7 protein-coding genes are annotated in these 15,325 nt (G+C 37.0%); 1 reads left to right on the top strand and 6 read right to left on the bottom strand.

The window, feature by feature from the left end; genetic code table 11:
• Positions 1–84: 84 nt before the first annotated feature.
• A complete protein-coding gene (locus M997_RS04755) occupies positions 85–7,188 on the top strand; it encodes an Ig-like domain-containing protein (protein WP_064718963.1) in 7,104 nt (2,367 codons plus the stop codon).
• Positions 7,189–7,368: 180 nt separating this feature from the next.
• Here the strand turns inward: M997_RS04755 and M997_RS04750 are convergent, their stop codons facing one another.
• From M997_RS04750 to fkpB, 6 genes are all read right to left on the bottom strand, one after another.
• On the bottom strand, positions 7,369–7,695 hold the full coding sequence (locus tag M997_RS04750; protein WP_064718962.1) for an ABC transporter ATP-binding protein/permease: 327 nt from the start codon (positions 7,693–7,695) through the stop codon (positions 7,369–7,371).
• Positions 7,696–7,955: 260 nt separating this feature from the next.
• On the bottom strand, positions 7,956–11,183 hold the full coding sequence (gene carB, locus M997_RS04745; RefSeq protein WP_064718961.1) for a carbamoyl-phosphate synthase large subunit: 3,228 nt from the start codon (positions 11,181–11,183) through the stop codon (positions 7,956–7,958).
• Between the two features lie 17 nt (positions 11,184–11,200).
• Complete coding sequence (gene carA / locus M997_RS04740; RefSeq protein ID WP_064718960.1) at positions 11,201–12,364, bottom strand: glutamine-hydrolyzing carbamoyl-phosphate synthase small subunit; 1,164 nt, start codon at positions 12,362–12,364, stop codon at positions 11,201–11,203.
• Positions 12,365–12,797: 433 nt separating this feature from the next.
• Positions 12,798–13,619, bottom strand: a complete 822-nt coding sequence (gene dapB, locus M997_RS04730; RefSeq protein ID WP_064718958.1) for a 4-hydroxy-tetrahydrodipicolinate reductase — start codon at positions 13,617–13,619, stop codon at positions 12,798–12,800.
• Between the two features lie 244 nt (positions 13,620–13,863).
• The gene (ispH, locus tag M997_RS04725; protein ID WP_064718957.1) at positions 13,864–14,817 is read right to left on the bottom strand and encodes a 4-hydroxy-3-methylbut-2-enyl diphosphate reductase; all 954 of its coding nucleotides are present in this window, start codon (positions 14,815–14,817) and stop codon (positions 13,864–13,866) included.
• Positions 14,798–15,268 (bottom strand): FKBP-type peptidyl-prolyl cis-trans isomerase, encoded by a 471-nt coding sequence (gene fkpB / locus M997_RS04720; RefSeq protein ID WP_064718956.1) that lies wholly within the window; start codon positions 15,266–15,268, stop codon positions 14,798–14,800. The genes ispH and fkpB overlap by 20 nt, the downstream gene beginning before the upstream one ends.
• Between the last annotated feature and the right edge of the window lie 57 nt (positions 15,269–15,325).

Raw genomic sequence — 15,325 nt, 5'->3', positions numbered from 1 at the left:
AATGAATTCAAGTTCAGTTTCTGATATCGAAAACATCTATAAGTAAGAGAATCTCATCATTATTTATTACGATGAGTTTTTAAAATGACAATATCGAAATATGGGCTAACACCACAGCTATCATCTATAGCTAAAAAAGTTGCATGGACAAATATCTTTATTCAATTTGTTTTCCCCATCGCAGCAAGCATTCCTGCCAATGTTTTCGCTAGCGAAAATATTAATGAAAATCAGTTTATTAACAAACCATTACTGCGAAACCTTTATCAAGTAAAAGATGGCGACACACCTGAATCAATTGCTAAAAACTTCAATATAAAACTCTCAAAATTAATTGAAGCCAATCCTGATAATGTCTCTTTGGTAGGGAAATTAAAAATTAAAACTGGTATTACACTTAATATTCCTAATAATGAGCAACGAAAAGGAAAATGGTTAAATAATATCAGTCAAGATTTACCTGAAATATCTTCTGATGGTAAAGAATTAGCACAATTAATTGTTAATAACTCAGCTTTATTAAATAAAGAAACTAACGCAAGTCAGTATGCAATAAGTCAAGTGACTAACAAAGCCAATGAAAAAATAGAACAATGGTTAAATCAATTTGGTCATGCTCGTGTATCACTTTCTACTGATAAAAATTTCACATTAGAGAGTAGCTCTGCTGATCTTTTAATTCCTTTATATGATCAAGAAAAAAACTTAGTTTTTTCTCAAACAAGCTATCATCGAAAAGATTCTCGTAGCCAAATCAACCAAGGCATCGGTTATCGCCATTTTACTGAACGCTTTATGCTTGGTATTAATGCCTTTTATGATTACGATTTAAGTCGTTACCACAGTCGATTGGGTATTGGCGCTGAAGTATGGCGAAATTATTTTAAACTCAGTGCAAATCATTATCACCGAATATCTAATTGGCGGACTTCTGATGATGTAATGGATTATAACGAAAGACCCGCCAATGGTTGGGATATACGCACTGAAGGTTATTTACCTGCTTATCCTCAATTAGGTGCAAAATTAATTTTCGAACAATATTATGGTAAGGAAGTTGGTTTATTTGGCAAAGATAATCGCCAAGAAAACCCTCACGCATATACAGCGGGATTAACTTACACTCCAGTACCTTTAATTACCTTTGGTGCAGAGCGCCGTTTTGGATTACATGAGCAATCAGATAATAAGTTTGATGTGAATGTACAATATCGCCTAGGTGAATCGCTCTCTTCGCAACTTAATTCAGATAATGTACGTGCTATGCGGCTAATGTCTGGTAGCCGTTATGATTTTGTTGATAGAAATAATGACATCGTACTTGAATATAAAAAGAAAACCTTAGTTTTCCTTTCTGTTACCCCTTCTATTGCTGGATATGCAAAAGAAGAAAAAGACTTAGCTGTACAAATTCGTTCTAAATATCCAGTGAAACAAATTGAATGGTCAGCAAGTGGGTTAATCGCTAATGGTGGGAAAATTAAAAACAATAATAATTTTAATTACTCAGTGATCCTTCCTAACCATATATCTGGCTCTAACAACAAAAATAGCTATACCATTAGTGCAGTAGCCATTGATGAAAAAGGTAATCGTTCTGATCCTGTACAAAGTAAAATAACTGTCGTTCAGTCTGCGATTAATACTCAAAATAGTCAATTTGAACCCGGTTTTAGCCAATTACCTGCTGATGGTCATACACAACAGCAGTTAGTACTTTCTATATTTGATAATGATAATCTGCCAGTTGATATCAATATTAATGAACTATCGGTAAAAAAACAGACCGACAACTCAACTAGTGGAAGCACTATATCTCAATTTAGTCGCATAGATTCTGGTAAATATCAGATTACTGTAACGGCAGGTAGCTCACCTGAAAAGCTAATTTTAACGCCTTATTTTAGAGATAATATATTTGATTCAGCTGAAATTAATTTTCATGCAGATACTAAAACAATTCATATAGGAAAAGGTAATCTTACTGTTATTAAAGATAATTCACCTGCTGATGGAATAAGTGAAAATAAAATAAAAGTCATTGTTACTGATATTAATAACAATCATATTATTAATTACCCTATTCGTTTTTCTGCTGACAATGGTGCAAAAATTATTCCAATAGGTTACAGCGGATTTTACGGTGAAGCACAAATTCCTATTACTAATACCACTGCGGGCATAACGAATATTAAAGTCGGTGTTGCTGATATTGATTATCCTATTTCAGTCAATTTTGTTGCAGACCAAAATACAGCGTATATTCCTCGCTCTTTATTAACAATTAAACCTGAAATTTCACCGGCTGATAATGCCACAGAAAAAGAGATATCATTAGCCGTCATTGATAAAAATGACAATCCTGTTCCTAATATTAAGGTTATATTACGCGCTAATAATCAAGCTCAGGTTAAAGATAAAATCGTTACCACCGATAAAGATGGTAAAGCCAGTACCACTATGGTGAGCCAATTTGCAGATGATGTTTTATTAAAAGCAGAAGTAACCCATAGCCATAAAGTCACCGAAGCGACAACCACATTTATTGGTAATCTTTCTAATGGGCAAATCGTTTCTATTACACCATCAGCACCACCTTATATCGCTGATGGTAAAACAAAAGTCACATTTACAGCAAAAGTGACTGATAATTTTAATAACCCATTACCTAATGCATTAATTTTATGGTCAACAGATAGAGATAAAAATGTCGTTAATATTCAAAACACTTCATCGACAGATATAAATGGTATTACAAAAACCACATTAACCAGTACTCAAGCTTTAGATGTTGTTGTCACTGCAACAACAAATAATCACTCATTATCCGCAGCCCCGATTACTTTTATTGCAGATAATCAGCAAGGTTTAATTACACTATCTTCCGATAAAACTCAATTAATTGCAGATGATCAAGAACACGCGATATTAACAGCAACAGTAAAAGATAAGTTTGGTAATAAATTGCCGAATGTTATTGTTGAATGGCAATCTAATTCTGCTACTACGCTTAATAAACAAAAAACAACCACTGATAATCAAGGGCAAACCTCTAATCAAGTTAGCACTAAAGTTGCAGGCGATTTTGATGTTACTGCCAAACTGACCAATAACGAAAAAACACAGATTACACTGAATGCGATAGCTAATCCTAACAGTGCAAAAATAACATTAACTACGGTTAATAATAAGACACAGGCAATTGCAGATAATAACGACAGTATTACCTTACTTGCTCATGTTTCTGATAAACAAAATAATCCTTTAATTAAACATGCTGTTTTCTGGCGTTCAAATCATAATAATCTTAGCGAAAATATGGTTAAAACAGATAACAATGGCGATGTAAAAATAACAATTAAAGGAACTCAAGCACTTCTAACAACTATTACGGCAACTTTAGCGAATAAACAAACTGCGGCTCAAGATGTTTATTTTATTTCAGGTGTAGCAGATCCTGCTCATAGTATATTCACTCTTGATCCAGAATCTATTATCGCCAATGGACAATCACTTGCGACAGGAACCCTTATTTTAAAAGATAAGTTTGATAACCCTATCTCTAAACAACAAAAATTTATTTCACTTACTGGCGACAATAGCACCATTCAATTTAGTGGAATAAAAGAAACAGCTAATGGTCTTTATCAAACAACTATTCGTGGTAAGAAAGAGGGCGTTAGTATTATTAACGCTAAATACACGAATACAAATAATACCTTTACCTTAACTCAACCACTTGGTTTTATTGCCGACAAACAAAATGCCACAATTCAAGCAGTTAATGTTGTAGCCCCTTTCGATGTTACAGCGAACGGTGCTGATAAAGTGACTATTCGCGCTAAAATTGTTGATAAACAAGGCAATCCAAGCATGGAAGGCGTTGCCGTAGGTTGGCTCACCTCATTAGGTAAACTCTCTTCACCTATCAGTAAAACAGATAAAAATGGTATTGCCGAGATTGCATTAACCAGTAGACAAATAGGTTCAGCGCAAGTAACTGCCATGTTAGATAGCCAACAATCTCTTGATGCTGACCATATTATTATTTTTAATGCTGATGTGATATCTGCGGATAAATCACAATTATTTGTCTCGCCAAATACCATTATTTCAGGAACAGATAAAGCACTTATTACCGTAAAACTAGAAGATAAAAACAGTAATTTATTAACGGGGTTGGCAAATAAAATTACCCTAAATCACACTACTGATTTAACTTTTACTACCAGCTCATTTACTGAAAAAGAAAAAGGTGTTTATCAAGCACAAATTAGTGCGTTAAAAGCCGGTAATACAATATTAAGTGCAACTGTAAATTCAACGTTAATTAAACAAACCGCGCCGCTAACGGTATTACCTGATGCTCAAAGCGCAAAAATCAGTAAGTTTGATATAAGCAATACAAAACCACATGCTGGCGATACCATTATTTATAAAGCTTATCTTGTTGATAATAACAATAATCCGTTAAATAGTGGTGTTGCCGTTACATGGACAACAGACAGAGACAGTTTATTATCTCAACCATTAACATTTACGGATAATCAAGGGATTGCTCAAGTTAAATTAACGCGTAATCCAGCAGGTTTATCAAAAATAAATGCAGTATTAAACACCGGTACCTTTGCCGCACCTGATGTAAATTTTGTTGCTGACAATGTGGATGAAAACAGTTCGGAAATCACTTTATTACCAGCGACTATTATTGCTAATGGTAAAGATAAAGCGCTATTAAGTTTAATTATTAAAGATAAGGGCGGAAATATTCTACCGGATCAGCAAGTAAAAGGTATTTCAAATAATCCGACCATTGTTTTTAGTGCAGCAAAACAAGTTTCACCGGGTCATTATGAAATTGAAGCAACGGGAACAAAATCAGGTACAGCTAATTTAAGTGTCAATATCAACGGTACTGACTTTAAAAAACAAAAAGCCTTACAACTGAATGCCGATCCAACAACATGGAAAATAAAATCAACAGATGTTGATCGCACAAGCATAATTGCAGGCGATAAAGGCGTTAATTATCAAGCAACTATTATTGACGCTAATGACAATATTTTACCTAATGTAATTGTTTCATGGAAATTATTAGGCTTAGCTGATGACTACGATTTCAGCACTTATACAGATGCTAAAGGTATAGCAAGAACCAATATTACCAGCAAAGTTGCAGGTATATTAAAAGTCAGCGCATATCTTGATTTGAGCAACCATCAAGCTATTTCTGATGTCACGGTATTGCCTGCTGATATTGATGCCAATAAGTCAACACTGACAACAAACCGCCAGTCTATTGGCGGTGATGATAAAGACGAAGCCATTTTAACAGTAAAATTAGTTGATAAATATGACAACACGATTGATGGTAAAACGGTTAACTTAACAGCCACAACGGGCACTGCGCATTTTAGTGATAATCCATTAAAACCATTAGGAAATGGTCAATATCAAACCAAACTAACTTCTAATGTTAAAGCAGATATTACATTAGCCGCAGAAGCTGAAGGGATCGCTGTTGCTAAACCCGTTATGATTAAAGTCACCATTCCTAAACCTGAAATTATTTTTGATAAAAAAATTCAGCAAGAGATTTATGCTTCTTTGCCAATAAATGCACTGACATTTAAAGGGCTACCAAATAATGTTGATAAAATGTGGTCAAGTTCCGATCCGAGCATTGCTTCTATTGATAGCCGCAAGGGCACAATTTCGATGAAAAAAGCAGGAACGGTATCCATCACATTACAGACAGCAGGTGATGATCACTATCTTCCTGCTGAAAGTAGTTATCCGCTTGTTATTGAAAAAGCAGATATAGGATTATCGACTAAAAACACACAAATAAATTCAACTTGGGATGATGGTATTACACAAAATATTAGTACTAGTTATAGCAATTCAGACGGTGCTATTAACCCGCCGCCATTACAATTTATAAGTTTAGATGACAAAATATTATCTATAGATAATAAAGGGGAAATCACTGCAATTAAACCAGGTGATACGAAAATTAATGTTATTTCTGAAGCTACTGATCAATTTAAATCATCGACAATAATAGTAAATTATCATCAAGAAAAAGGGACTCTTAATTATACCTTTAAAGAGCAGGTAATAGCTTTATCAGATGATTATACTAATAATGGTCCTATAGAAGCTCAAAAGACAATAAATCCGATCCCGAGCAAAGCACAAGCGGTATGGCGTAGTGATGATCCAAATGTTGTTAACATTACACCTGATGGAATGATTACTAAGCTAAATGTAGGTAGCACTAAACTCATTCTTGAGGTACTAAATAATAGTTACTACCAAGATTATAATAATAGCTATAGCGTAAATGTTGCTAAAACACCAAAGATTAATATTGATCACATTGAATTTATTTCAATGGATACTAAAAGCCGTGAAACTAACACGACTAATATAAACTGGCATCCTTTATATAAAACTGATAATAGTTTTACCGTAAAATGGAGTCCAGTAGGAGAAGATCCACATGCCGTTGATTTTGTCTTACGCGATAAAAACAATACGGAAATAAAGAGAATAAGCAGATTAAATTACCAACCAAAGTTTAATCTAAAAGATCCAGTAGTATTTGATGCGATACCTGAAAATTATTTAAATAATAACAATACACTAATATTAGATGTTGAGGTTTTTGATTTAAATGATAAACCTTATAAAAAGTCCTATAATATTAATATTTCAGGAATAGATGCTCAGAGCGCAACAACACTGATGAATATTAATAAAAATTCAATATTCATCCATACATCAAATGGCTCAAGTACAACAACTCATTGCCAATATCCTAGTGAAACAGAAACAACACATTTATTTATAAAGGTTGAAGCTTCTCTTCATCGACAAGATAAAGAGCTACTCTATCCAATAACATTAAGTGCAAAAATTAGAGATGTTACTCTTGAAAGTAGTGGCCAATATGTGGGTACTATAATTGATAGTGTAGACTATCCAAGCAAATTTACTTTCTATAAAAATTTAAATGAAACAATGACGTTTTATTATACTTCATCTAGTTATGCTATTGATAAAGAATGTAAAAATACTGATACCGGTAGAGGTAACTTAATTATTAGTCTGACTGTGAATGGAAATACAAGTCAGGTTACACAAGGTTTTAAATGGAGTGGAGATAGCAATATAACAAAATAAATTTTATTATTAATTAAATACCCCCCACTCATAATTAATATTGAGTGGGGGGTAAACTAATAAAATCTAGACTATTTTATAACGTATTGTCGTGATGATATTTTCAAATACTTATTTAAAATAAGTAGAAAATTTTCATGCTTCGTCGAGGACGAAAAATAAAAAAAACACCATATCAATTTAACGGCAATTTTCGTTACAAAAACGAGAAAACCATATTGATGATGATAATAATTCTGTTGGTGTTCCTTGTTCAATCACCTTTCCATTATCTAAAAAAACAACATAATCAGCACGTTTAGCAAGTTCAGGATTATGAGTAATAACAACCCGAGTACAATCTAATTGCTGTAGATAATCTGCTGTTTTTTCAACGCTTACGGCATCAATTACTGGCGCTAATAAATGAGTCAGAATACTCATAGTGTTATAAAAATAGAATTCAGGGCTTTTCTCTTTCTGGCTCTTGCAAAATGCTTGAACTAAAATGATCCAAGCGCCCAGCACTATAGTAACAGAACTCCCCCTACCCCCTAGATTGCCTCGATAGAAAATAAAAAATATAACAAGTTAAAACAACATATTATAAGATGTTTAAAAATAGTTTCTTCTTGACTTAGGCTCAAAAAAAAGACGAAAATCAATTCGTCAAACAAAGAAATTAACATGCTCTATTTTTAGAGACGTCTTCTGTGAAAAAAGAAGACAAAAAATCCTGAATACGAATCCTTCCGTATTCAGGATTAATATAATGACAAGAATTAAGCTTAAATTTTATTTATCTTTTCGTGCATTTCTTGGACTGAAATCACATCAGCAGTAGGATCGGCACTTAAAGATAGCGTCGTGGCAAATCCACCATTTAATGTGGTGTCATAATGGACTTTATATCTTAGTGCACTACGGCGAATAATTTTAGAATCTTCAATGGCTTGACGACCAGAAGTGGTATTAACAATATAGTCATACTCACCATTTTTAATTCTATCTTCAATATGCGGTCGCCCTTCATGAACTTTGTTGACTAGGCGTGGATTTATACCCGCTTCACCTAATACAATGGCCGTACCATGTGTCGCATCTAATTCAAATCCACTTTTTAGTAATTTCGTCGCTAAATCAACAACACGCTTTTTATCACCTTCACGTACTGAAAGCAGAGCTCTGCCTTGTTTCTTCATTGTAGAACTACTACCTAACATGGCTTTAGCAAAGGCTTGAGCAAAAGTTGTTCCAACCCCCATAACTTCGCCTGTTGAACGCATTTCAGGTCCTAAAATTGGATCAACACCTGAGAACTTATTAAACGGTAAAACCACTTCTTTTACAGAATAATAAGGCGGGATCACTTCTTTCGTTACACCTTGCTGTGCAAGGGTTTGCCCTATCATTACCCGTGCTGCAACTTTAGCGAGAGGGACTCCCGTAGCTTTTGAAACGAAAGGTACTGTACGTGCTGCTCTGGGATTGACCTCGATAAGATAAACATCGTTGTCTTTTACCGCAAACTGTACGTTCATCAACCCTTTTACACCTAATTCAAAAGCAAGCTCTCGCACTTGCTGACGCATTACATCTTGAATTTCTTGACTTAAAGTATAAGCAGGTAATGAGCACGCAGAGTCACCAGAGTGAACGCCTGCTTGCTCGATATGCTCCATAATGCCGCCTATAACGACTTGCTCACCATCACAAATGGCATCGACATCAACTTCTGTCGCATCATCAAGAAAGCGATCTAACAGTACTGGAGCATCGTTTGAAACACTGACCGCTGTTTGGAAATATCGACGCAAATCGATTTCGTCATAAACAATTTCCATTGCGCGTCCACCAAGTACATAAGAAGGACGTACCACCAGCGGATAACCAATTACCTGCGCTTTTTCTACCGCTTGTTCTAGCGCAGTCACTGTTGCATTTTCTGGCTGTTTTAAGCCTAATTTATCGACAGCTTTTTGAAAACGTTCACGATCTTCGGCTTTGTCTATTGCATCAGGACTTGTACCAATAACAGGCACACCTTCAGCTTCTAATGCTCTGGCTAATTTCAGAGGAGTTTGTCCACCATATTGAACTATCACCCCTTTTGGCTTTTCTATACGGACAATTTCCAGCACATCTTCAAGCGTTACGGGTTCGAAATAAAGTCTGTCTGAGGTATCGTAATCGGTTGATACCGTTTCAGGGTTACAGTTCACCATAATGGTTTCGTAGCCGTCTTCACGCAGCGCTAATGCCGCATGTACACAACAATAATCGAACTCAATACCTTGTCCTATCCGATTTGGCCCGCCACCTAATACCATAACTTTAGGCTTATCTTGATGCGGATTGGATTCGCATTCATCTTCATACGTTGAATACATATAAGCGGTATCAGTAGCAAATTCAGCCGCACAGGTATCCACGCGTTTATAAACCGGATGTAATTGATATTGATGACGTAACTCGCGGATAACCTGTTCTTTAACACCTAAAACTTGAGCTAAGCGTGCATCAGCAAAACCTTTACGTTTTAATTGACGTAAAAAATCAGCCGTTAAGCCATTTATTCCCACTTCAGCAACTTTTTCTTCAAGGCGAACGATTTCTTCAATTTGTACTAAAAACCATCGGTCGATATTCGTAAGGTTAAACACGCCATCGACCGATAAACCGGCACGAAAAGCATCGGCGATATACCAAATTCGATCAGAGCCCGCTTCTTTTAACTCTCGACGAATTTTAGTTAACGCTTCTGGGTCATCTAAATTCACTTTAGGATCAAAACCCGTTGCGCCAACTTCAAGGCCACGCAGCGCTTTTTGCATAGATTCTTGCTGAGTTCGGCCAATGGCCATTACTTCACCAACAGATTTCATTTGTGTGGTTAATCTGTCATTAGTACCTGCGAATTTTTCAAAATTAAATCGAGGAATTTTTGTTACCACATAATCGATAGAAGGCTCAAAAGAGGCAGGCGTTCTACCGCCAGTGATATCATTCATTAACTCATCAAGGGTATAACCCACAGCCAGTTTTGCCGCTATTTTAGCGATAGGAAATCCTGTCGCTTTTGACGCTAGCGCTGATGAACGTGAAACACGTGGATTCATCTCAATAACAATTAAGCGTCCTGTTTTTGGGTCAACAGCAAACTGAACGTTAGAGCCACCTGTTTCAACACCAATTTCGCGTAAGACTGCCATCGAGGCATTACGCATAATTTGGTACTCTTTATCCGTTAACGTTTGAGCTGGTGCAACCGTAATCGAATCTCCAGTATGGATACCCATCGCATCAAAGTTTTCGATAGAGCAGACAATAATGCAGTTGTCGTTTTTATCGCGCACCACCTCCATTTCATACTCTTTCCAACCAATAAGTGATTCATCAATCAATAACTCGTTAGTCGGTGATAAATCTAATCCACGAGTACAAATTTCTTCAAATTCTTCACGGTTATAAGCGATACCGCCCCCCGTGCCGCCCATAGTAAATGAAGGACGAATGATGCAAGGGAATCCGACATCTTCAGCGACGGCAAAAGCTTCTTCTAGATTATGAGCAATACCTGAGCGAGCTGTGCCTAAGCCGATTTTTTTCATTGCTTTATCAAAGCGTTGTCTATCTTCTGCTTTATCGATAGCATCAGCCGTAGCACCAATCATGGTCACACCGAATTCAGCTAACACACCTTGACGTTCTAATTCTAATGCGCAATTTAATGCCGTTTGCCCCCCCATTGTTGGCAAAATCGCATCAGGGCGCTCTTTTTCAATAATTTTTCTGACGACTTGCCAATGAATAGGCTCGATGTAGGTGGCATCCGCCATTTCAGGATCAGTCATAATAGTTGCTGGATTGGAATTAACCAGCACCACTCGATAACCCTCTTCACGTAATGCTTTACAAGCTTGAGCTCCTGAGTAGTCGAACTCGCACGCTTGACCAATAACTATTGGGCCGGCACCTAAAATCAGGATTGTTTTGATATCTGTTCTTTTCGCCATTTTCTTCCGCTCCTGATTTATTTGGTTGTCACTGATTGCAGGTTTTTACGATAGTGTGTGATGAGCTCGATAAAGTGGTCAAAAAGAGGGGCCGCATCATGAGGGCCAGGGCTTGCTTCGGGATGCCCTTGAAAACTAAAGGCTGGTTTATCGGTGCGATGAATTCCTTGTAAAGAACCATCAAAAAGTGATTTATGCGTGACTCGTAAATTAGTGGGAAGTGTCGATTCATCAACCGCAAAACCGTGATTTTGCGCAGTGATCATAACGGTATTGTTATCTAAATCTTTTACAGGATGGTTACCACCGTGGTGACCGAATTTCATTTTTATGGTTTTTGCACCACTGGCAAGGGCTAATAATTGGTGACCTAAGCAAATACCGAAAACCGGAATATCCGTCGTTAAAAAGGTTTTAATCGCACTGATGGCATAGTCACAAGGCTGCGGATCACCTGGACCATTAGAAAGAAAAATACCATCAGGTGAAAGCGCAAGCACCTCTTGTGCCGGAGTTTGCGCGGGTACGACTGTAACGCGGCATCCTCTATCCACCAGCATACGTAAAATATTACGCTTCACACCAAAATCATAAGCCACAATATGCAGTGGTAATTCATCCGCTAGTTTAGCGTTAGGGTGTTCATTTTCTAATCTCCAGCTCCCTTGTGTCCATTGGTAAGGCTGTTTCACCGTTACCGTTTTTGCCAAGTCCATCCCTTTTAAACCGGGAAATGCTGCTGCTTTTTCTAATGCAAGTTCATCATCAAGTTTATCACTCGCAATAATACAACCGCTTTGCGCGCCTTTTTCTCGTAATAAACGCGTGAGTTTACGGGTATCTATATCAGCTATTGCGACGATATTATGGCGTTTTAGATAATCAGATAGGCTCTCTTGAGCACGATAACTACTCATCACCAATGGCAAATCGCGAATAATTAATCCTTGAGCATGAATAGCATCTGATTCTTCATCTGAATGGTTAACGCCAGTATTGCCAATGTGGGGATAAGTGAGAGTGACAATTTGTTGAGAGTAGGAAGGGTCGGTTAGAATTTCTTGATAACCGGTCATTGAAGTATTAAAAACGACTTCACCAATAGCGGCGCCTTGTGCGCCTATCGACTTGCCGTGGAATTTGGTCCCATCTTCGAGAACCAGTATAGCTGATTTGTTCAAAACGCCCTCCTGAGAATAATAAATCACATTTCATGCATATTAATTCAGATTTAACGCACTAAATCAATGCCAAAAAGATAAAATAGGGCAAATTTTTGGCAAATTGGGCGCATTCTAAAGATCGAACTGCTCGATGTCTAGAAAAAACACATTTTTAATTGAAAAAATATCAATCATTAGCATTTTAACCACCCAAGCGATCATTAAAGCAAGACTTCTTACAAAATTAACCGTTTGCTTACCGAGATAATTTAAAATTGTAATTATTTTGAGAGGAAATAAGAAAAAAAGGAAAAATACGATAAAAAAAGAGAATAAATGTAGGATTAGACAAATAAATAACATCAATTAATAAAAATTAAATAAAAACCAATAAAAAACCCAAAGTTATTTATTTAACCATGGGTTTTCAATTAATTAAAAATTAAAAATATTATAAATCCTCTAAAGATAACACATCTTTCATATTATGAAGACCTGACTTTTGACCGCTTATCCAAATAGAAGCCTTTACAGCACCATTTGCAAACGTCATACGGCTAGAAGCCTTGTGGCTTATCTCTACTCGCTCACCAATATCTGCAAAAATAGCGGTATGCTCACCAACAATATCGCCAGCACGAATAGTCGCAAAGCCAATACTTTGAGGATCACGCTCGCCGGTATGCCCAACGCGCTCATAAACAGCGCAAGTTTTTAAATCACGCCCAAGAGCATCAGCAATAGATTCACCCATTGCTAAAGCGGTACCTGATGGTGCATCTACTTTGTGGCGATGGTGCGCTTCTACAATTTCAATATCACTGTAAGAACCCATCACTTTAGCTGCTTTTTCAAGTAATTTAAGTACCAAGTTAACACCGACGCTAAAGTTAGCGGCGAAGACAATAGGTATAGATTTTGCAGCATCGCTAATGGCTTTTTTACCTTCGTCATCAAAACCTGTTGTACCAATAATCATACCTTTATGATGTTTAGCACAAAAATCGAGATGCAAAAGTGTTCCCTCTGGGCGCGTAAAATCAATTAATACATCAAAATTACCCACTTGCTCTAATAAGTTGTCCGTTACCGTAACACCAATATGACCAATACCGGCCAGTTCCCCTGCATCAGCACCAATTAAAGACGAATTTGTACGTTCAAAAGCAGCACCTAATACCGTGCCTTGCTGTTGAGAGATTGCCTGAATTAATTGACGCCCCATACGTCCACCAGCACCGACAACCGCAAGACGAAGTTCTTTTACAGACATAATCTAGTTTCTCCTAAGCAACGCTTAAAAAGCTTATTTGTTATTTACAGATTAGCGATGTCGCCTCTCTGACGCCAGCATTTAACGTTGGTGATAAGAAAAACACACAAAAGTATACTAATTATCAGTAAAACCAATAATCAGCATGTTTATTCATTTTGTTATTGTGTGGGATTATTGCAGGCAAAATAAAAAAGCAGAGGGATAGGCTCTGCTTTTAAAATTTATGATTGAACGCAAAAGGTTATTCGATAACTTTATAGTCAAGGCGCAGTTCTTTAGGAACTTCAAAAACAATATTCTCTTCTCGTCCTGAAAGCTCAATTACTTCATCAGCACCAAAAGATTTAAGCTGTTCTAATACTTGTTGCACTAAAATATCCGGAGCGGAAGCCCCCGCAGTAACACCAACAATATTGACGTTAGCCACCCAAGCTTCATTGATATCCTCAAAACTATCAATTAAATAAGAGGGTTTTCCTGCACGTTGCGCAAGTTCAGCCAATCGATTTGAATTAGATGAGTTTTTTGAACCCACGACAAATACAACATCAGCTTTCTGCGCTAACTCTCTTGCTGCCTCTTGACGATTTGTCGTTGCATAACAAATATCATCTTTACGAGGGCCAACAATTTTAGGAAATCGTGCATTTAATGCATCAATAACCTCAGACGTATCATCCACTGATAGCGTGGTTTGGGTCATAAAACAAAGATTATCTTCATCTTTTACTTTCAGTTTCCACACATCGTCGGGTGACTCAACTAAATACATTCCCCCTTCAGGGTTGTTGTATTGCCCCATAGTGCCTTCAACTTCAGGATGCCCTGCATGACCTATTAAAATGGCTTCTTTGCCTTTACGGCTTGCTCTAGCAACTTCCATATGTACTTTAGTGACTAATGGACAAGTGGCATCATAAAGCATAGTTAAATTACGAGAACGCGCTTCTTGGCGAATAGCTTGAGAAACACCATGAGCAGAAAAAATTAAAATCGCGTTATCTGGTACTTCAGAAATTTCCTCAATAAAGATAGCGCCACGTTCACGTAAATCATTGACAACATAACGGTTATGTACAACTTCATGGCGAACATAAATTGGAGCACCATAAATTTCTAAAGCACGGTCAACAATGCTGATAGCTCGGTCAACACCCGCACAAAAGCCTCGTGGGTTAGCCAGCAATATTTGCATCGGTTGCATCCTCCTGCACATCAACATTAACGACTTCAATATCAAAAGTAACCTCTTGAGAAGCTAAAGGATGATTGAAATCGACGGTTACAGAGTCTTCTGTGATTGCTTGCACAATACCTGGCATTTCATTGCCGTTCATCGCTGTAAATAGCATAATAGTGCCAATTTCTGGCACACCCGATTCTGCAAAGTCAGAGGGCATAAAATACTGGAGAAGATCAGGATTATATTTACCAAAAATATGCTCGCCAGCCAGCGTAAAGGTTTTCTTATCACCCTCAGCTAATCCAATCAATTGCGCTTCTAATGCTGGAGATAAACTTTCATCGCCAAGACGAAAAAGTGCCGGTTTACCATGAGTTTGTGTAGATTCAGCGACTGAGCCATCTGCTAACTTTAAGGTGAAATTCAACAACACTGCGCTGTTTTTGTGCACCTGCATAACCATGCTATTACCTTTTATTAAGCGTAACCCCCGCCATAAGGCAGGGGTTATCTAAGTTGA

The organism is Proteus hauseri ATCC 700826, assembly GCF_001654965.1.
Classification (GTDB): Bacteria; Pseudomonadota; Gammaproteobacteria; order Enterobacterales; family Enterobacteriaceae; genus Proteus; species Proteus hauseri.
The sequence above is the reverse complement of the archived record's forward strand: the minus strand, read 5'-3'. Positions and strand labels throughout refer to the sequence as shown.

Bases quoted from the DNA above. Each gene is read 5' to 3' on its own strand.
- fkpB (WP_064718956.1), bottom strand. From the start codon at position 15,268: ATGGTTATGCAGGTGCACAAAAACAGCGCAGTGTTGTTGAATTTCACC.
- ispH (WP_064718957.1), bottom strand. From the start codon at position 14,817: ATGCAAATATTGCTGGCTAACCCACGAGGCTTTTGTGCGGGTGTTGAC.
- M997_RS04755 (WP_064718963.1), top strand. From the start codon at position 85: ATGACAATATCGAAATATGGGCTAACACCACAGCTATCATCTATAGCT.
- dapB (WP_064718958.1), bottom strand. From the start codon at position 13,619: ATGTCTGTAAAAGAACTTCGTCTTGCGGTTGTCGGTGCTGGTGGACGT.
- carB (WP_064718961.1), bottom strand. From the start codon at position 11,183: ATGGCGAAAAGAACAGATATCAAAACAATCCTGATTTTAGGTGCCGGC.